This is a genomic window from Streptomyces sp. NPDC001927 (assembly GCF_053594455.1).
Window position 1 is genome coordinate 60,127 of record NZ_JBSFEN010000006.1, and the last position, 19,873, is coordinate 79,999.

A 19,873-nucleotide genomic window follows, 5' to 3' on the forward strand; every position below is an offset into this window, starting at 1 on the left:
GGTCCGAGGCCGAAGTACCCACCTCAGGAGGAAGCTCCCCTGGCGTAGGACGGTGCCCCTTTTTCCCGCCGGTCGCGTCCGCCGACGTATTTCCCCCGGTCGACTTGTGCGAACGACCTGCTGCGGACCCCCAACGCTGGTCAGGAGCGTCCACCGTCCCAGCGAGAGCCGACTCGAAGGTCTGAGCGGCAACCGCCCCCTCGGAGCCGACGAGACTCGCCAAGACAAAGGCGACAGCAAACGAAACAGGCCGCACGAAACGCACGGAGCTCCCCTCAGAACACGATCAAGAGAGGCGCAGTACATCCCCGCACAGACTCAATGAGCAAGTTCCGTGCCCACTTCGTGATCACAAAGTGAAGATCACCACGTCGCATTCCTCCCCCAATGACAAGAAAGCCACCACCTCGAACTGCGCTTTCGGCTCGGGCGGCGAGCGCGCCAAGACATGGCTGCGCCCGGACGGTGCGGGCCGCTCCGCTCGTCAACAACGGCCCCGGTCTGCCTACGGATACGGGCCAGCTAGAGCAGCCGGATCAGCCAGAGGACCTGGTGCCCGGCGCATGCTGTGGTCAGTGACGAAGACCCTCGAGTCCGTCCGGCGGACGCCGGCGTCGCCACGCAGAACTGACTGGCGACAGAGGTCGCCTCGCTCGACACGGTCATCCTTGCACTCCAACACCTACAACGTCGACGCCGCGCTCGTCGGCCGGAAGGTCGAGCTGGTCTTCGACCCGTTCGACATGACCGAGATCGAAGTCCGCTTCAACAGCCGGCCCTTCGGCCTGGCCGTTCCTCACCGGATATCCCGCCATGCGCACCCCAAGGCCAAGCCCGAGGTCCCCGAGGCGCCTGCGGCGCCGTCCACCGGTATCGACTACCTCCGCCTGGTCGACACCGCCCGCGGCTACCCCCGGGCCGTCAACAACCTCGCCGTCCAGGCATTGCTCTCCGCCTACGCCGACAACAAGTCCATCGTCGACGGGTCCTCCGCCCGCGCAGCCGTCGCCGAAGTCACCGAAGAATGACCGGGCGTCCTCACCACGGCCAGGCGTCACCTTGGACACGCGCATGCAGATGCTCGTCATGACAGCCGTCCGAGTGCAGCAGGGCGCTTCGCATCGTCCCTTCTAGAGCGAACCCCGCCTTCTCCGCCACCCGGCAGGAGGCGGCGTTGGCGACGGAGTGGGTGATCCGGAGGCGATGCAAGCCCAGCTCTTCCAAGGCCCAACGACTGACGCGGACAACCGCGTCGACCATAGCCCCGCGACCACGGCCAGCTGGGAGCAACCAGTACAGGAACTCGGCACTGCCCCCGCCGAGATCGAAGTCGGCCAGACCGATCAGGCCCACCGGGCTGCCACCCCCCGGTTCGGCGATCGCCCAGATCGCTGCCTCCTCAGTCCGCCAGCGCTTCTCCCAGCGCGCGATCCGGTCGCGCGCGTCATCCAGGGACAGGTGTCCCGGCCGATTCCAGTGCTGAACGTCCGGGTCCTGGCATGAGTCCATGACGACCTCGGCGTCATCAAGGCGCCAAGGGCGCAGCTCAAGGCCGTTGGCCAGGCCGAACACAGGCTGCTCGGTCTGGCTCATCCGGCCCGGGGGAACAACAGCAGGTATCGGAACGATCATCTGAGCTTCATGCCAAATCCTCGACGGAGCGATCGGCACCCCGAGCATCCCAGTGACACGACGAAGATCAACAAGGCCCGCCGGAGGATCTCGGCGGGCCTTCCTCAACCCCGGGCATGCTCATCTTGAGCGGCACTCATCAATGACCGTGCGACAGCGCACGTCCACAACGCCCTTCAGATGTGGGCAGTGAGGCCGGTGACAGGGTCGTGGGAGATCAGCGTCGGCATCCCCGGGTCATACTGGACGGTCTCGCCGGTCAGCAGGGCCCGTCGTTGACTAGCCGTCGCCACCTCGACCAGGAACCGAAGCACGGAGGCCACCCCCGCCTCGTCGAGGACGTCCTCGGGCCAGACGGAGAACTCGATCTCCTCCTCGCCGTAGGGCAGGGCGAAGAACCACACGGTGCCCAAGCGGGCCCGGAAGGAGAAACTGGTCCCCCGGCCTTCCGGCTCGTCTGCCCAGACGCGGAAGAGGTCTGCGAAGGCCGGACGCACGGGATCGAGTCGGGGGTAGGGATGCTCCACCTCGGTCTCGTCGGCTACAACACGCAGGCGTTCGAGAACCGCGATCCAATCGCCGCGGGTCGTGTCGAGGACCCGAATGTCCCTCAAGCTGCCGTCGACGTGGAAGACATCGCACATCCACGGCTCGAGCAGGCACCGAGCGCGGGCACCGTGCTCACCGGCGTGGACGTCCTCGTGCGTCATCTCGACTGCCTCGCGTTCGTCTCTTTCATGACACCAAGGTAAAACGTCGCCACTGCGGGGAAGGACCTGCCCGGCCGGTTCAGGGGTAGTGATCACGTACCCCGGATCCTGCGGCATCACAAGATCCCCGACAGAGCCGAATAACTTGACCGTCGACAGGGCGTTAAGTCGTCGCGGAAGATCACGGGATCGATCACCAATACGGACGGCACGCCACGGGAGTGCACCACCTTCACCGTGGAGAAGAGCTGAGGTCCCCGGCAACGGCGAAGACCGCGCCCGCTGGCCGGTGGGCAACGCGGCAGCAGGTCCGCTCTGTGGCTGGCCGTTCTGGCCAACCGGGGCAGGAGCCATTGGCTCCGGCTCCTGCCCCGGTTGGCCCGCAGTTGTGGCTGCACCTGGCAGGTCCGGTTCAGGTCGCTCTTGTCGTGATTCGCCGGCTGGGAAACCCGCTGGGGAACAGTGGGCAGGTCACTTGGCGGGTGAGGATGTCTGTAAGGAACTGTGTCATGGTGCCGCGGTGTTCCCAGTTACCGGCGCGGCCGATGACGACGATGCGGTTGCCTGCCGGGTACCAGTGGAGGCGCTCGCTGTTCCGGGTGGTCCCCCAGGGATAGAGACCTCCGGGCTCGGGGTGGAGGGGGTAGGGGATGTCGTCAGGGTCTGCTTCCTTGAGCATCCGGTCGAATGCGAGGAGGTCGTCGTCAGCGCTGAAGAGGTTGGGCGGTGCCGCGGCGGGGTGGAAGACGGTCAGGAAGTTGTCGATGGTGATCTGCGGGTACACGGTGGCCCATGCCCGGTAGTCCGCGGGCACGGCGAATCCGAGGCGTCGCTCCGTCTGTTCCCAGTCGACCGGTGGTGGGCTGCTGGGGGCGTGGCCGAGCAGGTCGGTGAGGCTACTTCTTGCAGACATGGGGGCCCGAGGGGATGTTGGGGATGGTCTTGGTGAAGATGGTGCCCCTGCTGCCCTTGGCAGTCATGGTGACGCTCTCGGGGAGGGTCTGGCCAGGGACATAGTTCGCCGTGACCGTGTAGTCCACCGGCTCTTCCGCCTTCACCAGATCCCGCACCCGGTTTTCACAGGTCCGCATGATGACCTGGTTCATCTGGCGGTGGAGCGTCACGATGTTGGAAGTCGTGTCCCCAGACCCGCCGAATTGCTTGCCTATCAGGTGCCCACCGTCGTGGAACCTCGAGTCGTAGCCGAGCGGATCGACGTTGGCCACTGTGCCATCGGGCAGAGGTTCGCACAGCACGGCGTGTCCGGAGGTGCCGCGTCCGGCGGCGTCCAGCGCCCCGTACACGGGCGCCTGCGGGGTACAACTGTGGGTCCCGCTGGGAGATGCGCTGGGCGTGGGCGTGTCGGCCTGTTCAAGAGCTTCCTCGTACCAGCGCTGCGCTTCCCTGATCATGTAGTCGATCGTTGCTTCGGTGACAGCTGAGCCGACGACCTGGGCCAGGGCGGTGTAGACGTGTGTGCCGCGTTGGTTGCGGGCGCGGTTGTACCAGCTGCTCCAGGCGGGAGAGGTGTTGGTGCACGACAGCGAGCCTGTGCCGTTGACTGGAAGCGTGCCGCTGGTGGTGCAGCCGCCGACCGGAGTGCCGCTGCCGGTCATGGACACCGACATCATGGCGTCGATGGTCTTGGGTGGTTTGACGTTCGCGCTGACGAACGTGCTGTTCACCGTCATCGTGACCGTGCAGGCCCCTGGTCCGCACCCGGTGAAGGCGGCCTTTCCCTGTGTGTTGAACTGGTAGGACAGGTCGACGGAGTTCTTCTTCAGCTGCTTGATGTCGCGCACGAGGTCGTTGAAGAGGTCTTCGACAGCGGCGGAGTCCATGTGGTCCAGGTCGATCTGGCCGGGAGCGGCGGGTGCCGGGGCGGCCTGCCGGAGGCGTGCTGAAGAGCGGTTGGCGCGGTCCTCCCCTGCCCCGGGCGGGGAGGGCAGGTCTGTGGGCAGCTTCGGGATCGAGCCCGGCAGCGAGGGCATGCCGGGTATCGCGGCAGTGCCCTTGGGCGTGATCCGCAGCACACGGTGCGGCGCGGCACGGGTGACGTAGACATCGCTGGTGGGCGTGGAGGCTTTCCACGCGGGCTTTCCGTCGATCGTCTGTGTGGTGTCACGGGAAGGGAACTGGCTGTTGTTCTGGCTGAGTTGCTGAGCGAGGGCCTGTCCGAGTTGGTCGGGTGTCAGCGTGCGGCCCATTCCCGAGGCGACGCTGCCGGTGACCCACTTGTCCTTGAGTACCTCGGCTTGGCCCTGGCGAGATCCGGCGCCGGGCAGGCCGTCCTGCCAGCGGACGTAGGTCTTGCCGCCGACGGTGAGCATGCTTGTTTGTGTCCTGCCGAGGGTGAGCGTGCCGGTGGCCGCTCCCTTGCTCGTGGAGCGCATCTGCGTGGTCATCCCGGCCATGTTCATGGTGTAGCCGACGGCGGGTGCGTTATTGAGCGCGGATGTGGCCTCGAGGAAGGCCTTCCTCGTCCCCTCGCCGTTGGCGTTGTCGTTGCCGCCGGGTCCTTCACAAGCTGTCAGCAGCAGCACTATCGCGATGCCGGCGGTCCCTAACGCTTTTGCCCTTGCCTGATGCACTGGTATCTCGTCCCCCGTCTGTCCGGGCCCCGTTGGGGACCAGGGATCGCCCGCGCAGATGCGTGCGTTCAGGCGACCAAATGATGGATAGCGGCACTCTCCTTGGGTTGCAATGTCACTGTCAACGGCCCCACAGACGCATGGCCGAAACCTCACGTCAGCAACGCCACGCCCCTGGACCGAGCACCCTGTCCGTCACGTCAGCCCTGCCGCAGTCGCCGTCCGTAAGCAGGCATGCGGCGGTGCCCATGGCGGTCAGGGCACGGCCATCACCGACGGCGACGCCGTGAGTGCGAGCGCGCCCGCGGCTCTCGTGCCCCCGAGGAACCTGTACGCCTGCGGCAGGTGCACGAAGCCTGCCCTGGATGGCCGAACCGCGTGCCAGCGGTCTCCCGCCGGTTTGGCCGGTCGGCGGGATTCGGGTGGCCTTACAAACCGAAGTCGGCACTGCCGGTGTCTCCGATCGCGGCGTGGGAACGGGCGGTCACCGCGGCTGCCGCCGCCGTGGGTGTGCATGCTCGGGCCCCGGCGCGCTCGTCCCGCGGCCCGAGCGGTTTCTACGGCAGCGCGCGCCGTGCCAGGGGGCCTTTGTGCTCCCACTGGCCTGTGTGGTGGGCGGTGGGCTGCTGCATGTCGTCGGCGAGGAGGTGGGCCAGGAGGATGCCGGTGGCGCGCTGGCTGAGGGTGCGGGCCGCGGCGATGAGGCGCGGGTGCTGGTCCGCCGGCATGGACAGGGCGATGCTGGAGGCCCTGCCGGGCAGTCCTAGGGAGTAGGCGACGCAGAGTTCGGTGTCGGCGTACTCCAGGAGGTCGAACTGAGCTGCGTGCGGGCCGTCGACGTCGAGGTGCCGGAAGAGGGTTCGTTCGTCGGTGATGGTCCGGTCGGTCAGTTGGATGAACGGGTATCTGCTGAGGTGGTCCATCCGCGAGGCGAAGTTCTGCTGTGCCAGCAGGCTCTGGCCGACGGCGTTCGCGTGGGCGGTCAGCCCGAACGGCGTCTGTTCCTTCACAGCTGGGGCGGTTTCGCTGGAGGACGACTCCTGGATGATGATCTCTCCGTCGGTGTAGGAGCTGATGTAGACGGCGGCGCCGAGCTCGTCGCGGAGGTCGATGAGCGTTCCGGTCAGCAGGGAGTTCGTGGTCAGCTTCGTCATCAGCTCGCCGGGGTAGTGGATGCCGTCCCGGGTCTCGAGGAACTTCTGCTGGCGCAGCCAGCTGAGCATCTGGACGGCGAGGCTGAGCTGCATCCCCGTGCGACGGACGAGGGTTCGGGTGTCAATGCCGCCCGGGCGGATCAGCTGGAGCATGTCCCGCGCCCGTTGGGTGATCTGCCACTTCTCCGGTACTGCGGCGGGTGGCGATCCGGGCCGGGCCAGCTGGGTCAGCCTGGCGGGGCGCAGGGCGTTGGGTGACCACCACGATGACGTGCTCGGCAGAATCAGGCCGTGCCTGCGGGACGTTGCCTGCTGGAGGTCGGGCAACGGCAGCGAGAGGCCGCTGGGCACGGCGTGCAGATGTGCCCGGCGGGTGATGGGGTCATCTTCCGCGCGCGATTCCGGGTTCGGGATCGTGGGCAGGACCGGCGCCGGGACGAGGACCAGGTCGGGCATGCCGGTTCCCGTGCCGGTCTCCGTCTCTTGGCGCTCGTCCTGATGTGTGGTGGGGTCCTCACGTGTCGGTGCCGGCGCTGCGCAGGACCGTCCCAGGTGCTCACGGACTTCCTCGAAGAAGGTTTCGTCTTCGGGCCTTCCGCCGCCCTTCGCGGATTGAGCGTCGTCCGGCGCCCGCAGAAGCCGTCGGGCGTCGCCGTGCCCGTGCTGGGCGGCCTCAACGAGGAGGAAGCGCGCATCCTCGGTCCACTCCTCCCCCGCGCGCAGCGTGATCACGGCCAGGCGGAACAGTGCGCCAGGGTGCCCTGCGGCGGCGGCGGTGCCCAGCCAGTCCACAGCGGGACCCAGCTCGCCCCGCAGCAGCGCCTTCGACCCGAGTCGGTAGAGCGAGTTCGCCTTCTTTCTGGCATCGACGCTGTAAGGGGAGAGTCGGTCCAGGGGGCCGAAGTCTCCGTTGGGCCGGTCCCAGGTGTCCGGCGGCCCCTGCAACTTCCTGCGGAGGGCGAGCAGCCCGCCAGGGGATTCGGGCGCGGGAGGCCCGCCGCCGTTGTCCTTGCTGAAGCGGTGCACCGCCGTCACCCGTCCTTCTCTACGCGTCGTGTCTGCTTCCGGTGTCCGTCACGGATGTGCTTGCCCAGCTTGCCGCGCAGCTCACCGACGGCGGATGAGCGGTCCTTGTGCACCCGGAGCCTGTCTATGCCCAGCACGCTGGCGATGACCGCGTCCTCGAGACCCTGGCTCTGCAGCTGAACGACCTTGCGGCGCCGGGAGAGGGGCATCGCGTCGATCAACGGCACGACGAGCCGCTCCAGGAGGTTGACTTCGTCGTCGGACACGCGCGGCTGTGGAACCGCGGCGATGAAGTCAGTGTCGAAACAAACCGGGTCTCGTTGCAGCGCACGCAGCGCGTCCTTGGCCAGGTTCCTCGAGGCCGCCCTCAGATACCCGGGAAGCTTCATCACCGAGTTCAGCTCGCCGGAGGCGGCCTTGGCCGCCACCCGGTCATATGCCTCCTGCGCGATATCCTCGCACGCGGCCTCCGACAGCAGCGGCTGGTACTTCTTCCTCAGGATCAGCGGCTCCGTGGCCATGAACATCGGGTAGCAGTCCACCAGCCGCTGCTTCACATCCGTCAGTGGGGGATCCACGGACATATCACCGCCTACCACGGGCCGTTCTCCTTCACCGCTTGCCGCGGCCCCAGACCGGCACCGTTCCCCTCGGGAAAGGTCACCGAGATCTCCACCTGCGCGGGCGGCAGAATGGTGATCCGGACGCAGACCGGTCCCGGAGCGGATGCCGGGGCGGGTGCGGCGCCGGCTGCTTCAGGTCCCAGCGCGGTCCCGGCGTGGTACGACCGCAGGTGCCAGTACAACTGGACCACGACGGCCACGGTCTGCACGACCGCCGCTACCACCGCGGCGAGCTCGGACACGGCCAACCACGTCATCGACTTGATCTCCATCGTCAGTTGAGGGGGCGCATCAAGCGCCTTCGCCCCACCCGACGATCCCGCCCCCCAGTTATCCTCCGGGTGACCGAATATTTCTTGAGATGACCGAAGTCAACCGGCCCCGCCTCGTTCCGCGATCACGAGCATGCCCATCCCGTTCGGCTCGGCGGTAACTCCGAGATTCCGCAGTGGCACTGACGCTTCGCCACGCCCATGGACTGCTGGACGTCACACGTCTTCACAACCTCTCCGGCAATCGTTCGTCGGGTCTCTGGTTCCGCCTGTCACTGCCGCGACGGTGCCCGGCTGAGTGTTCGTCCGGCCCGGGACCGCAGGACTGGTGGGCCGTAGATGCACCGCGTTCTCGCAGCAGACCCGCGAGTGGTGAGCCACGGTCCGCAGGTCACTGGTAGCTGCCAGAAGGACTCGCTTTGACATCGCACGCACGTAAGAACGCGGCCAACGCGGTTCAGCAAGAGCCAACTTGGCAGTTCGTCGGCCGGCAGATCGCCGAGTGCGGTGTGGAGCGAAACGAAGCGAGCGGGCCTTCGAACGGGTCGTGAGACGGAGCAGGAGAGAGGGGCGGCTGCCCCGAGGCTTTGGTGCCACGCTGACGCGGCTTCGGGTCGGCCTTTTGGCCGGCGCGAGAATAACTTGCCTGTTTCGTCACTCGTAGCATCACCCTTCGTCACTGCCTACGCGCGTGAACTGCCAGGTCGCTGGGGCTAGACCACTGACAATCAGATGACGAAGCGCCCCTGACACTCCCCCACCGGCCATCACCGACAGTTCTTGAGTAGCTCTCAGGAACGTTGACGAGATCCCGTCCGATCGCAAGATCGGGCGGGATCTTCGTCGTTTCTGAGGTCGTTCGATGCCTGTTCGGGGTGATGGATGGCGGCGTGTACCGGATCACATCCCCTCTGGCAGACTTCTGGCTGTTCTGGGGCATGCGAAGCGGCCCCGGTTGCCTGGGGCTGGTGATCACGATGTCTGGCTGTGTTGCTGACCGATCAGAGGTTGTCCGGCGGATGTCGGCCAGTGCCAGTGGCGCCAGAACGGGTCGTGGGTCAAGACCTGGCGGGGCTGGCAGGGACTCGAACTCGGTTTCGGAGGGCCGGCTGCCCGTCCGTTCGTAGAGCCAGGTCTCCAGGATGTCCAGGTTGCCGACAGTCACCATGATGGCGACCAGGAGCGTCTGGGCAACCTGCCCCGGGGCCCGGCGATGCAGGGGCTCTCCGATGTTCAGCTCGGCGCCCTTGAGTCGCCCGTTGAGGCCCTCGTTGTGCGAGCGGATCGGCTTGTAGATCCGTTCCCAGGTCAGGCTGAGATAGTGGCTGTCCTGCCGGAACTTGGCGGTCTTCAGATCTCCGGCGGCGTCTGCGGGCACGCTGATCGCGGATACGCCACAGACAGCGGGCAGTTCGTCCTTTCGCGGAGGGTCGATCCACTCGCCGTTAGGGAGCTGGACGGTATGGCGGGCAGCCGGGTGGCTGGCGCGGGACCGCCGATCCGCGAGGCGGAGCACGGTCTGCGGTGGGCCGGAGGCACTCGGTCGTGCAGGCTGGAGTCGCTCTCGGCGAGGACAGTTCACCGAAGGGGAGGGGCCTGCGGCGGGGCACTGCAGGCGTACGGTGCCTCGGGCATCGGCGTTCTGCTTGAACTTGAGGAAGTACGGCAGCCTCTCAGCGACCACTGACTCGGCAGGCTCAGCGTGTACTGGACTCCCCAAGCGGGAGGTACCGTGCTCATCAGCTGCACTGCCAGGTGAACATCGCCCGCTCGACGCGCCGCTCGGCCAGATCCTGTGTCATGAGCCCGATCATCCACGGCGCCACTGACAGAGACCTCGGCGCCCCTCCCGCAGCATGCGCAACCGCTCATCCCGTCGCCGTGGACCTCCAAGCAGCGGTGACGCATCCTTCCTCCCAGTGCCACCAGCCCTCCGCTGCACCGTGTTCCAGGAGCTTGCGGATGCGCGGCAGGTCCGCCTCCGGGGGGACATCCAGCGCCACCATCCGGTACCGCTCGATGCCCTCGCCCGTCGTGCCAAGCTTGTGGAAGATCTCCAGAACGCTCTGCCGGGCAGCGGCCAAGCCCCCGTCCTTCAACACGATCAGCCGGATCGTGCAGTTCTCCGAGGACCGGACCGTCTCTCCAGCCCAGCGGACGCCTTCATCGTCGATCTCCACCCGGACGATGTCGTCGCTGGCGACGCCACGGACGAACCACGGGGTGTTGTCCAGCCGCACGGTTCCGTCGCCGAGGTCCACGGCCCACAGGCTCTCGACGCTCGCCGGCGGCCAGCCGTCCTCGTCTGTGTCCATCCGGAAGTGGACCTTCACATGGTCGTCACTGATGTTCGTCACCGCGCCATCATCCACGTCGCATCCATGGGTCCGGAGGGGAGTGCGGACGGAGGATGTCACCGGATCTGGATGGTGGCGCAGGCGAACGTCGTGTCCTGGAGCAGCTTCGGAGTGATGGCGACGCCGGCCAGGTGCTCTGCCAGAGCGAACGCTGCTGGCGAGGAGAGATCCGTTTCCGGAGACTCCTCCTCGAAATGGAACCCGATCCGCTCCATGACGTCGAGGAGTTCATCGGGTGCAGTGCCCCATCGATCCTCCGGGAACATGGGGTCGAAGCAGAGGCGCAGGACCTGATCCTCCGCCCAGAGGAACGTGCCGACGGCGTTGACGTTGACGAAGTGCGAGACCCAGCTCGTCCCGGCGGAGGCCGGCAGGACTCGATCTTCGGTGACTCCGAGGGAGCCGTTGGGCTCGATCAGGAGTGTCCAGGTGCCCACAGTGGTCATGGCGACCAGCTGGCGGTCGCCCTCTTCCAGGTCGTACTGGGCGAAAGCGGCTTCGACGACCGCGGCTATGCCTTGCAGAGGCACTTCCGATCGTCCTTCGAGCCGGGACATCAGCTCATCAGGCGACAGGCCCCGCACCAGGGTGAAGCAGTAAGCCTCGGCGATGTCTGGAAAGTCGTTCTCGAACCACGCGTAGTCCGCCCCGGTCTTCGTCATGCCGCCCATCCTTGCTCCTGGCACTGACAGTGGAAGGACGCCGTGGCCGTCAACGCGAATCGGAAGTCACATCCACCAATTCGGGAAGCGATCTCGTCCCGGGACTCTGCAGCTGCTGTCAGTGCCCTCTGTCACGATGCCCCGGTCAACATCATGATCAGGAGAGACCATGGGCACCTGGGACATCGGCCCCTTCGACAACGACACCGCAGCGGACTTCGGCGGCGACCTTGACGAGGCAACCGCAGGCGAACGTGAGGGTGTCGTCCGCGGCGCTCTCACGCACGTGATCGACACCGTGGGCTACCTCGAAGCACCCGAATCCGAGAGGGCCGTAGCCGCAGCCGCCCTTGTCGCCTGCCAGTGTCCTGGCGGTGAGCCTGCCGATCCGATTTATGGACCGGAGGATCCCCTTCCCGACCTCACAGGCCTGCGCGACCTCGCCCTTCAGGCCCTCGAACGTGTTGCGACCGAGCCGTCAGAGTTGATGGACCTCTGGGACGAGTCGGATGGCGGAGCCTGGCGCGCCGACATCCGCCGTCTGAAGGATGTGCTGCTGCCGCAGCCTCCAGATGAGCAACTCAACCTGATGTGACCCACCGCAACCGCTTGAGTCCTACCCGAAAGGCCACCATGAGCTGGGACGTGCTCCTCCTCCGCCTGCCTGACGGCATCACCTCGGTGCAGGAGATCCCCGCCGACTGCAGCCCGGCCCCGCTCGGCCGGCGGCACGACGTACTCGCGGCCGTCACCCAAGCCTGTCCCGAAGCTGATCTCTCGGACCCCACCTGGGGCGAACTCTCCGGTGCTGGTTGGTCCATAGAATTCAACATCGGCTCGGTAGACCCCGTGGACTCGGTCATGCTCCACATCCGAGGCTCCGGCGACGACGTGCTGATCCACATTTTCCGCCTTGCCGAGGCTCTGCGGTGCAGAGTGCTCGACTGCGCAGAAGGGGACCTGATATCTCCGGGGCAAACGTCGGGCTGGCATTCCTTTCAGCAGTTCCGTGATCGCGTAGTCGAGCCCTCTCAGTGATGCCCCCAGGCCGCAGCACTAGCATCCGCCCCATGCACGCTGAAGCCCGATCGAGCCTTAAGGACCTGCTCCCACCAGGCCGCATGGTCACGTCCGATGAAGGTGATGGGGACGCGCAGCCCTTGTGGCTCAGCGACGGGCCGGCCACGGCCGAGCTGTGGGCACGGACGCACGCCGAACACACACGCTCCGGCTTGTGGCCGCTGCTGCTCGACGCGCTGGATCCCAACGACGGCGAGTTCCGCCCATGGGGATCCGGGGAGGTCTTCCCCGAGCAGATGACCTCCCCGACAAGCCACGACCCTGCCGACCTTCTCGCGCAGTGGTGGACGACCTACACGGCCGAAGAAGAAGACGACGACATGCTCGACGTCAAAAGACGCCTGGCCGTCACCGCCCCCTTCGGACGGACATGGCCCGGCCTCGCACCCACCCGGGGAGCGGTAGCCAACCCGGATGCACTGGCCTCCGAGTTCGTCCAGGCTTTCCTCGTCGAGCGCCCGCAGGCACGACTGGGTCTGATCGCCGCAGCGTCGGGTGCCGAAGCATTGACGGTCGCGGGCTGGTCCGGACCCTGCAACTACGACAACGACACCGCGAAGATCTCCGCGGTCCTCCAAGATTGGGAGCACCGGTTCGGTGCCCGTGTCGTCGCAGCGGGGTTCGATACGCTGCACCTCAGCGTCGCCGCGCCGCCGGTGAGCGAGCAGGATGCTCTCCTGGTCGCAGCCGAGCACTTCGCCCTCTGCCCGGACAACATTTGGCAGGGCTGTAGGCCGTACACACTGGCCACGTACGCCGAGCGGATCACTGGTGCTCACCGATGGGACTTCTGGTGGGACTGATCCGTCCCACGTCTGGGAAACGATCACTCTGCTGGCGGGAAGCGATCTTCAAAGGCTTCACGCATGCCTGGTCAGAGGTGCTCGTAACACCCCATCACGATCGGAGGCCGCCGCTCGGTATGGAGCCTGGCAGGCGTGCGATCAGACTCGGTGTGCGACGCCATCGTGCAGTGCCCGTCCTCAGGCAGGACGGGCACTCCTGGCCTGCAGACGTCAGCACATCTTGTAGTCGTACCTGGTGGAGTTGTAGGAGCAGGTGTCGACCTTGGCGCCGTTTGCCGTCTTCAGGGTGGCGGTGTCCTTGTCGTTGTTCCAGACATACCAGCCACGGTTCTGATAGCGGTGGGCGGCGGTGTTGGTGCCCTTGCCGGTGTGGACGGTGACCGTCTTGCCCTTGCCGAGCGTGTAGGTACCGAACGTGTACTTGTGGTTCGCCGCATCGGTCAGGGTCCAGCCCTTGAGGCTGACCGCGGAGCCGGTGGTGTTACGGATGACGACGTACTCGGCGTTCAGGCTCGAGTTCGCACCGCGGTCGGTCCCGGGACTGTCGTAGTAGACCTTGTACAGGTGGACCGAGCCAGCCGCCTGCGCCGGCGACGGCAGGGCGAGCAGACCGCCGAAGGCCACCGCCGTGACAGCGGCGGCCGCGGTACGCGTACGGAGCATGAGTTCCCCTTCGATGACGAGAGAAGCCGGACCTCCCCAATCGCGCCCGGCAGATGATCACCATAGAGAGCACCCGCTCCCGAATTGCGCCGAGTTACCAAATCAGGACATAGCGAACTGGCGTGCGAAAATCGAGACAAGAGGGGGGACGTACAGATCCGGCCGTGGTTGAAGTGAAGCTTCACGGCATGGGGCCAGCGGCAGAAGAGGCGCACGCGGAGGCACTCAGGTTCCAGGGCGAGTACGGCCGCCCCGACCCAGGAGGTCGGCTGTTCAGAGGAGCAGCACGCGAAGGGGAACGCCCTGTGGGCACACTGGCGTGACCTCGTCGAGGCGCAGCACGGCTAACCGACACGAGCTGACGTTGAGCACAGCATTCCCCGCGACGGAAGGTCTTCTGGAGCAGCGACCCCGCCGGCGCGGTGGGCGCGGGCGGGGCCGGTCGGGTTCCGCCCGGTTGACGGCGGTCGGGACCCTTGACGAGCGGTGCGGTCCGCTCCGCCCTCAACAACGACCCAGGCCCGGCTACGGATACGGGCCGAGGCCGTTCGTGGGGACTACTTGGCGGGCGTGTAGTGGACCACGGTGGTTTCGCAGGTCTCGGCGTAGACCTTGAGTGCGTCGGCTTCGGCCTGGTCGGCCGTGAGGCCCCAGCGGAGCTTGGTCGCGGTCCACTCGCCGACGTAGCGGCAGTGCGCGTCGGGCAGCGGCGGCATCCACTCCGCCGGGTCCTGGTCGCTCTTGGAACGGTTCGACCGGGCGGTTACCGCCACGAGAGACGTGGCGGCGTCCTGGTCGTTCGCGTACGCCTCACGCCGGGCCGGCGTCCAGGCGCTCGCGCCGGAATCCCAGGCCTCGGCGAGCGGCACCATGTGGTCGATGTCGAGCTTGGCGGGGTCGTTGACGACCTGGCCGTCGTAGTAGCTCGACCACGAACCACCGGACAACTTGCAGCCCGTCGCGACGGCCGGCGCCTCCGCGGCCTCGTCGAGGAGGACCTCAGCGCGCGTGTTGCAGCCGTCCTTGAGGTCGAGGCCGGCGTTCCAATGCTTGAACTTGTCGCGGGTGTACCCGGTACGGGACTCGTCCGCGACCTGGACCAGCTCCAGGGCATCGACGAGCGCGAGAACCTCAGCAGCCGCCGGCGTGGCGGGGACGGCCTGCGCGGTGGCCGGGACGGCGAGCGGGGCGAGGACGAGGGAGAGCGCGGCGAGGCCGCGCACCATGTTCTTGATCATAACCGCTGAACTACCGGCCAACACCGGGCGGTGACCAGCGGTTTCGCGAACAGCTCAGCCGTGGGGGTGAAAAGGTTCACCGGCGAAACGGTCCGCCGCATCCCGCCGTACGGCGGACATCACCGCCTCGTCGAGGGGAGCAGGGGGCGTGCGACCCCGCCGCGTGCGCCAACTGCCCGTGGAATATGCCAGCGTTCGGCTGCGGGCAGACCCGCCCCTTCGGCACCGTGGAGTGCGAGAGCGCCCGCCCTGGGCGGCTCAACGTACGAATGGGGAGGCGTGGTGGGCTGGGAGCGCGAGGGACGGCGGCCAGTATCCGCCTCGCGCCCTCGCGGACGATGTCGTCGATCAGGGAACCGGCCTCGGTCGTTCCATGGGCATTCACTACGCTCAGCACGGGAGTGCCTTCCCGACCGACGGTGCAACGTCGGCCTACTCGATGATCAAAAGTCGATCACTCGGGAAGGTGGGCCGTTCGCGTTCAACCCGAGGCCGATCCACAGGTCATGAGCATTGCTCCGTACGAAGCAAGGGCCCACACCGTTTGGTGCGGGCCCTTGGGGTTGGAGGTGGTGGACGAGCGCGGCCTATATGCCTAGGACTCGAACGGGTGGAGCTTCCAGAGCTGAGGGCTGGTGATGTCCCGGCACGCTTTTCACCACCAGGGCGCTGCCCGAGATGCCCGACTGCCTCCCTGGCCGGCCAGGGCACCGAGTCTCGCGGCTGCGGATCAGACAGCGCGAACCTGATCAGGCAACCGCTAGGGATGTTGTCAGACAACCGCACCACCCAGCGGACATTCTCGCCCGACCAGAGAAATTTACTCCCTCCAAAGGAATTTCATTTCAGAGATCGTATGGATGGATCTCCACTCGTCTGGGACGGAAGGAAATCAGTTGCCCTTCAGCCAGATCTGATTTCCGCTCCAAGGTTTCGACCATCAGCGGGAAGGATCCCACTCCCAGGTCGACAACCGGGTCATCATCCTCACCAACCCTGAGAACCTCACCTACGATGGTGATGGCACTCTGGTCATTCGGGTCCGAGAAAATTTTCGATGAACCGGAATCGAGCACCTGACTCCACTCCACGACCTCGTCCGGAACTTCGAGTTCAACAAAGAATTCGCCTTCATGCGCAACTTGATCCCCCATCCAATGCGCTGAAAATACTCCGAATTCACACCGGAAAGACACAACCCTTTCCCCCGCATCTAGAACTCGAAGAACCTCGACTCTCATCGCTTCAACCCCAATGGCACCCGCTGGGAGGTATTACCGATCGCCCAGTGATTCGTCACAGAGTTCCAATCCCAGGTTTCCATGTGAAAGTGGAATTTGGTGGGCTTGCTGTTCATCTCGTGCGTCCCCATCCGGATGCTTCGCTTTCCATCGGCCGACCAAATCCGGTTTTCGTCCACCACTCCGAGTCGCGGGTGGGTATTCCCGTGCGGGCCTGGCCCCAACCACTCTTCCCACCGCTGGGTAGCTTGTGATGGCTTAAGCGGCGAAGGCGCCATCACCTCCGGAAGGTCAGTTTTTGTTTCCGGAGGTTACGACGGCTTCGGGGGGAACTTGTCTGCCACATCATCCGCACCCTCCGCTCCATTCTTAGCCATACCCTTCAGGAGGTGCTTGGCAAGCGACCTAAGCGCGCCCGCAAGGGCAAACCAGCTTGCTACCTCTGCGGCAGCGTCGCCAGCATCCCATGCCTTCGTGCCTTTATCGATTCCCTTTTCCGTGGCGAAGTCATCCAGCACCAAGGGCTGAGCTTGGTGAGGGCTTCACCCCCTGCGGCAAGGTTATGGCCTAAGGGCTGTCCCGTAACTGTGGTTGCGGACAGCCGTCAGGCGCTCAGGTTCCTCCACAGATGTCGCTCGTCCAGGGTCCCGAATCGCACGTCTCCCCGTTCAAGGTCGACGAGGATGGGCCAGCAGTCCAACAGCTGCTCTCTCGCATCACGCGAGGCGAGGTACTGCACAGAGTTGTAGGGCACGATCAGCAGCCCGTTGCTCTCACGGACCCGCTCTGCGTCGATGGCGAGAGGCGGCTCGTCATCACGCTGGCTGTGCGCGAGAAACGCCACCGCGAGTTGCAGGGCCTCGTCCTGCTCCATCATCCGTCTCCAGTCCGTCGGCCTGAAGAAGGCACCCTAACCGGCCTGGGATGATCTTGTTGTGGCTGGTGTGATCACAGTGTCGGAGCCTTCCTGGATAGCCCCGTTCACCGGGCTTAGCCCAAGGCAGTTCGGGAAGCTGGTGAAGGTTCTGCGGCGCCAGGGTGCGGATGCCGTTCGCAAGGGCCGGCCGTGGAGTCTTCCGCTGGAGGACCGGGCCCTGCTGGTCGCGGCGTACTGGCGAACGAACCTGACCATGCGCCAGCTCGCCCCGCTGTTCGGGATCTCGAAGTCGGCAGCGGACCGCATCATCGACCGCCCCGGGCCGATGCTCGCTCTCCAGCCCCGCAAACGGTTCGCCAAGGACACCGTGCTCATCGTGGACGGCACCCTGGTCCCCACCCGGGACCACACCGTTGCCGAGCGGTCGAAGAACTACCGGTACTCCACCAACCACCAAGTCGTCATCGACGCCGACACCCGCCTGGTCGTCGTGGTCGGCCGGCCGCTCGCCGGGAACCGCAACGACTGCAAGGCATGGGAGGAGTCCGGCGCCAAGGCCGCCGTCGGCAAGACCACCACGATCGCCGACGGCGGCTACCCCGGCACCGGGCTCGTCATCCCGCACCGCCGCGAGCGCGGCCAGACCGAACTCCAGGACTGGAAAGAAGGGCACAACAAGTCCCACAAACAGGTCCGGGCCCGGGTCGAGCACGTCTTCGCCCGCATGAAGACCTGGAAGATCCTCCGCGACTGCCGCCTCAAAGGCGACGGCGTCCACCACGCCATGCTCGGGATCGCCCGGATGCACAACCTCGCCCTCGCCGGATAGGCAAGCGGGCCGCTCGGCGGCCAACCACGCCCGCGCAACGAGAAGATCATTTACGGGACAGCCCTTAGGGCCGTTGTGTACGTCACCGGCAGGAATCGGGCAGATCGCCGCCGCGTGGTCTCTTCATGTCGTGTGCCTGAGTCGTGCTCCCGTGTGGTCCAGTCCGCCGTTTGATCGCTCCGCTGCTTCCTGCGCGAGTGGCGGCCGGCGGCGTGGGCGCTGCATCCTGTGCGTTCACGAGCATGCGTGGAGGGGGAGCCGATGCAGGGCAGAAGTGCGCGTCGGGGGTCTTACGTCGCCGGTAGTGGAGCGCTGGTAACGGTGGCTCTGGCGGTGGTGACGAACTACGTGACCTCCTCAGTGCCAACGTGGGCGAAGCATCCATGGACCGTCTGGGGTGTCTTCGCTGCCCTCGTGGTCACCGGGCTGGGACTGCAATTGTGGGGGCGGCGCCTGGATGCGAACGCGGCTGGCCCCGTGGGCAGACCGGTGGCGGTGGGACGGATCGTCGCCGGTGCTGCCGGTTCGCTGGCTGCTCCGGTGCTACACCGGCCTGTGCGGGGCCGCGAAGCTGTTGTCGCAGGTCTCCAGCGGCTGCTCAAGATCTCTCATGCAAACCAGTGGCGGCTGTTTCGCCGGTCCAGCCCGGGGGAGCGGTTCGCGGTCGTGGCCGGAGCTGGGGGAATGGGCAAGACGACAGTGGCTGCCACGCTCGCCCAACGAGCGGCGGCCGAAGAGACACCAGTGTTCTGGATCCCCTGGCGCACCGAGGCAGAACTCGCCGAGCGAATGGTTCAGGTCGCGGTCGCCTGCGGTCTGCGCGAGGAGGACCTGGAGGCCGCCCGGGCCGGGCGTGTAGGCCTCGCCGACACCGTCTGGGCCCACCTCGTGACGACAAAGCGATGGCTGATCGTCCTCGACAACCTCGACGCCCTCGCAGGTGATTCGGGCCCTGTGCACGACTACCGCGGCTGGATCCGCCCCAGCCCAACCGGCATGCTCCTGGTAACCAGCCGGGTCACCGACCCGACCGTCTGGGGCAGCGCGGCCACCCTTGTAAGACTCGCTCCCCTACCGGAGCAGGACGGCGCCCAGATCCTCCTCGACAGCGCATCGGCCGCCGGGCATCGGGGGGAGGCGCAACTGCTGGCCGGACGGCTTGGCGGCGTGCCGCTCGCCCTGCATGCCGCTGCCCGCTATCTGTCCGCCCCCGCCAGCCGATACCGCACCTTCTCCGCCTACCAGCAGGCCCTCGACACCGAGCTTGAGATGCTCCTCGGCGCCGTACATCCTCACGCTGGCAACCCCGAAGTCGCACGCACTGTCGTGCGACACACCTGGGGACTATCCCTCGACCAGCTTGCCGCCGACGGCAACACCCTCGCCCGCCCGGTTCTGGGCCTGCTCTCCCTCCTCGCCCCCGCCCCCGTCCCTCTTTCCTTCCTCTCCCCCGGGCTCGTCACCCAGGCGACAGGTCTGGCCGCTTCCCCGATGGCAGTGGAAGCTGCCGTTAACGGCTTGCACGCCTACGGCCTTCTCGACCTGCCCACTGGCGTCGACGGCCAACCGGCACCCGGACTCGTCGTCCTACCCCCGCTAGTCGGCGAAATCACCGCCCTCACCCTCGCCGAACACGCCACGGACCCCAACACCTGGCATCACGCTCTCGCTTACCACATCGGCCATGCGATCGACGACGTCTCCCAGAATGGTCCGAACGACCGCACCACACTCCGACACCTCGCCATCCACGGTGTCACCGTCGCCACTCTGCCTGGGAACACCGACGATGCGAACCTCCTGAGCCAGCTGCAAGGTCTAGCGGGAGAGCTAGCGGTTCAGCGCGCGGACACCGAAGCGATGGTCGTGAGCCGATACGCGACTGCTGCGCTATCTCGGATCGTTGGACCCGAACACCCCGACACGCTCTCCAGCCGCAACAACCTCGCCGCCGCACTCCACCATCTCGGGCGGCACCAGGAAGCTGCCGACCTGCTTCAACAGAACGTCGACGACCGCCTGCGCCTTCAGGGCCCCGAACACTGCGACACGCTCTCCAGCCGCAATAACCTCGGCGCCGTGCTCGACAACCTCGGGCGGCACCAGGAAGCT

General features: G+C 66.4%; 20 protein-coding genes. 6 read left to right on the top strand and 14 right to left on the bottom strand.

Annotated features, from left to right (window positions below; all coding sequences use genetic code 11):
* Nucleotides 1-668: 668 nt before the first annotated feature.
* Entirely contained in the window at nucleotides 669-1,028 is a 360-nt protein-coding gene (locus ACWCO8_RS17330; RefSeq protein ID WP_451032898.1) for a hypothetical protein, read from the top strand.
* Nucleotides 1,029-1,038: 10 nt separating this feature from the next.
* Here the strand turns inward: ACWCO8_RS17330 and ACWCO8_RS17335 are convergent, their stop codons facing one another.
* The 10 genes from ACWCO8_RS17335 to ACWCO8_RS17380 all read right to left on the bottom strand — a co-directional run bounded on the left by ACWCO8_RS17335 (nucleotide 1,039) and on the right by ACWCO8_RS17380 (nucleotide 11,027).
* Nucleotides 1,039-1,593 (bottom strand): GNAT family N-acetyltransferase, encoded by a 555-nt coding sequence (locus ACWCO8_RS17335; RefSeq protein ID WP_451032899.1) that lies wholly within the window; start codon nucleotides 1,591-1,593, stop codon nucleotides 1,039-1,041.
* Between the two features lie 215 nt (nucleotides 1,594-1,808).
* Entirely contained in the window at nucleotides 1,809-2,459 is a 651-nt protein-coding gene (locus ACWCO8_RS17340; protein ID WP_451032900.1) for a hypothetical protein, read from the bottom strand.
* A 295-nt stretch (nucleotides 2,460-2,754) separates the two neighbouring features.
* Nucleotides 2,755-3,255, bottom strand: a complete 501-nt coding sequence (locus ACWCO8_RS17345; RefSeq protein ID WP_451032901.1) for a hypothetical protein — start codon at nucleotides 3,253-3,255, stop codon at nucleotides 2,755-2,757.
* Nucleotides 3,239-4,885 (bottom strand): DNA/RNA non-specific endonuclease, encoded by a 1,647-nt coding sequence (locus ACWCO8_RS17350; RefSeq protein WP_451032902.1) that lies wholly within the window; start codon nucleotides 4,883-4,885, stop codon nucleotides 3,239-3,241. The genes ACWCO8_RS17345 and ACWCO8_RS17350 overlap by 17 nt, the downstream gene beginning before the upstream one ends.
* 605 nt (nucleotides 4,886-5,490) lie before the next feature.
* The gene (locus tag ACWCO8_RS17355; RefSeq protein ID WP_451032903.1) at nucleotides 5,491-7,122 is read right to left on the bottom strand and encodes an IclR family transcriptional regulator domain-containing protein; all 1,632 of its coding nucleotides are present in this window, start codon (nucleotides 7,120-7,122) and stop codon (nucleotides 5,491-5,493) included.
* Complete coding sequence (locus tag ACWCO8_RS17360) at nucleotides 7,119-7,670, bottom strand: RNA polymerase sigma factor (RefSeq protein ID WP_451032904.1); 552 nt, start codon at nucleotides 7,668-7,670, stop codon at nucleotides 7,119-7,121. Before ACWCO8_RS17360 ends, ACWCO8_RS17355 begins: the two co-directional genes overlap by 4 nt.
* 35 nt (nucleotides 7,671-7,705) lie before the next feature.
* Nucleotides 7,706-7,993, bottom strand: a complete 288-nt coding sequence (locus ACWCO8_RS17365; protein WP_451032905.1) for a hypothetical protein — start codon at nucleotides 7,991-7,993, stop codon at nucleotides 7,706-7,708.
* Between the two features lie 691 nt (nucleotides 7,994-8,684).
* The gene (locus tag ACWCO8_RS17370) at nucleotides 8,685-9,386 is read right to left on the bottom strand and encodes a hypothetical protein (protein ID WP_451032906.1); all 702 of its coding nucleotides are present in this window, start codon (nucleotides 9,384-9,386) and stop codon (nucleotides 8,685-8,687) included.
* Nucleotides 9,387-9,876: 490 nt separating this feature from the next.
* A complete protein-coding gene (locus ACWCO8_RS17375) occupies nucleotides 9,877-10,323 on the bottom strand; it encodes a DUF4265 domain-containing protein (RefSeq protein WP_451033321.1) in 447 nt (148 codons plus the stop codon).
* A 98-nt stretch (nucleotides 10,324-10,421) separates the two neighbouring features.
* Nucleotides 10,422-11,027 carry a DUF6461 domain-containing protein gene (locus tag ACWCO8_RS17380; RefSeq protein WP_451032907.1) on the bottom strand — a complete coding sequence of 202 codons (606 nt, stop codon included), beginning with the start codon at nucleotides 11,025-11,027 and terminating at the stop codon, nucleotides 10,422-10,424.
* A gap of 169 nt (nucleotides 11,028-11,196) precedes the next feature.
* Between ACWCO8_RS17380 and ACWCO8_RS17385 the strand changes: the two genes are divergently transcribed.
* The 3 genes from ACWCO8_RS17385 to ACWCO8_RS17395 are packed head-to-tail and all read left to right on the top strand — an operon-like array spanning nucleotide 11,197 to nucleotide 12,910.
* On the top strand, nucleotides 11,197-11,622 hold the full coding sequence (locus tag ACWCO8_RS17385; protein ID WP_451032908.1) for a DUF4259 domain-containing protein: 426 nt from the start codon (nucleotides 11,197-11,199) through the stop codon (nucleotides 11,620-11,622).
* Nucleotides 11,623-11,660: 38 nt separating this feature from the next.
* Nucleotides 11,661-12,065 (top strand): hypothetical protein, encoded by a 405-nt coding sequence (locus ACWCO8_RS17390; RefSeq protein WP_451032909.1) that lies wholly within the window; start codon nucleotides 11,661-11,663, stop codon nucleotides 12,063-12,065.
* A 32-nt stretch (nucleotides 12,066-12,097) separates the two neighbouring features.
* A complete protein-coding gene (locus ACWCO8_RS17395) occupies nucleotides 12,098-12,910 on the top strand; it encodes a DUF4253 domain-containing protein (RefSeq protein WP_451032910.1) in 813 nt (270 codons plus the stop codon).
* 213 nt (nucleotides 12,911-13,123) lie between these two features.
* Here the strand turns inward: ACWCO8_RS17395 and ACWCO8_RS17400 are convergent, their stop codons facing one another.
* From ACWCO8_RS17400 to ACWCO8_RS17415, 4 genes are all read right to left on the bottom strand, one after another.
* Entirely contained in the window at nucleotides 13,124-13,576 is a 453-nt protein-coding gene (locus ACWCO8_RS17400) for a lamin tail domain-containing protein (RefSeq protein WP_451032911.1), read from the bottom strand.
* Nucleotides 13,577-14,133: 557 nt separating this feature from the next.
* A complete protein-coding gene (locus tag ACWCO8_RS17405; protein WP_451032912.1) occupies nucleotides 14,134-14,814 on the bottom strand; it encodes an HNH endonuclease family protein in 681 nt (226 codons plus the stop codon).
* Nucleotides 14,815-15,659: 845 nt separating this feature from the next.
* Nucleotides 15,660-15,968 carry a hypothetical protein gene (locus ACWCO8_RS17410; RefSeq protein ID WP_451032913.1) on the bottom strand — a complete coding sequence of 103 codons (309 nt, stop codon included), beginning with the start codon at nucleotides 15,966-15,968 and terminating at the stop codon, nucleotides 15,660-15,662.
* Between the two features lie 691 nt (nucleotides 15,969-16,659).
* Nucleotides 16,660-16,929, bottom strand: a complete 270-nt coding sequence (locus ACWCO8_RS17415) for a YrhB domain-containing protein (RefSeq protein WP_367477591.1) — start codon at nucleotides 16,927-16,929, stop codon at nucleotides 16,660-16,662.
* A 61-nt stretch (nucleotides 16,930-16,990) separates the two neighbouring features.
* Here ACWCO8_RS17415 and ACWCO8_RS17420 point away from each other — a divergent pair, with 61 nt between their 5' ends.
* Nucleotides 16,991-17,761, top strand: a complete 771-nt coding sequence (locus tag ACWCO8_RS17420; protein ID WP_451032914.1) for a transposase — start codon at nucleotides 16,991-16,993, stop codon at nucleotides 17,759-17,761.
* A 321-nt stretch (nucleotides 17,762-18,082) separates the two neighbouring features.
* On the top strand, nucleotides 18,083-19,873 hold a 1,791-nt coding region (locus tag ACWCO8_RS17425; RefSeq protein WP_451032915.1), incomplete at its 3' end, for a tetratricopeptide repeat protein.

Excerpts from the sequence above, each read along its gene's own strand:
- ACWCO8_RS17335 (WP_451032899.1), bottom strand. The coding sequence starts at position 1,593 with ATGAGCCAGACCGAGCAGCCTGTGTTCGGCCTGGCCAACGGCCTTGAG.
- ACWCO8_RS17340 (WP_451032900.1), bottom strand. The coding sequence starts at position 2,459 with ATGCCGCAGGATCCGGGGTACGTGATCACTACCCCTGAACCGGCCGGG.
- ACWCO8_RS17345 (WP_451032901.1), bottom strand. The coding sequence starts at position 3,255 with ATGTCTGCAAGAAGTAGCCTCACCGACCTGCTCGGCCACGCCCCCAGC.
- ACWCO8_RS17365 (WP_451032905.1), bottom strand. The coding sequence starts at position 7,993 with ATGACGTGGTTGGCCGTGTCCGAGCTCGCCGCGGTGGTAGCGGCGGTC.
- ACWCO8_RS17375 (WP_451033321.1), bottom strand. The coding sequence starts at position 10,323 with ATGGACACAGACGAGGACGGCTGGCCGCCGGCGAGCGTCGAGAGCCTG.
- ACWCO8_RS17380 (WP_451032907.1), bottom strand. The coding sequence starts at position 11,027 with ATGACGAAGACCGGGGCGGACTACGCGTGGTTCGAGAACGACTTTCCA.
- ACWCO8_RS17385 (WP_451032908.1), top strand. The coding sequence starts at position 11,197 with ATGGGCACCTGGGACATCGGCCCCTTCGACAACGACACCGCAGCGGAC.
- ACWCO8_RS17390 (WP_451032909.1), top strand. The coding sequence starts at position 11,661 with ATGAGCTGGGACGTGCTCCTCCTCCGCCTGCCTGACGGCATCACCTCG.
- ACWCO8_RS17395 (WP_451032910.1), top strand. The coding sequence starts at position 12,098 with ATGCACGCTGAAGCCCGATCGAGCCTTAAGGACCTGCTCCCACCAGGC.
- ACWCO8_RS17400 (WP_451032911.1), bottom strand. The coding sequence starts at position 13,576 with ATGCTCCGTACGCGTACCGCGGCCGCCGCTGTCACGGCGGTGGCCTTC.
- ACWCO8_RS17405 (WP_451032912.1), bottom strand. The coding sequence starts at position 14,814 with ATGATCAAGAACATGGTGCGCGGCCTCGCCGCGCTCTCCCTCGTCCTC.
- ACWCO8_RS17410 (WP_451032913.1), bottom strand. The coding sequence starts at position 15,968 with ATGGGGGATCAAGTTGCGCATGAAGGCGAATTCTTTGTTGAACTCGAA.
- ACWCO8_RS17415 (WP_367477591.1), bottom strand. The coding sequence starts at position 16,929 with ATGGAGCAGGACGAGGCCCTGCAACTCGCGGTGGCGTTTCTCGCGCAC.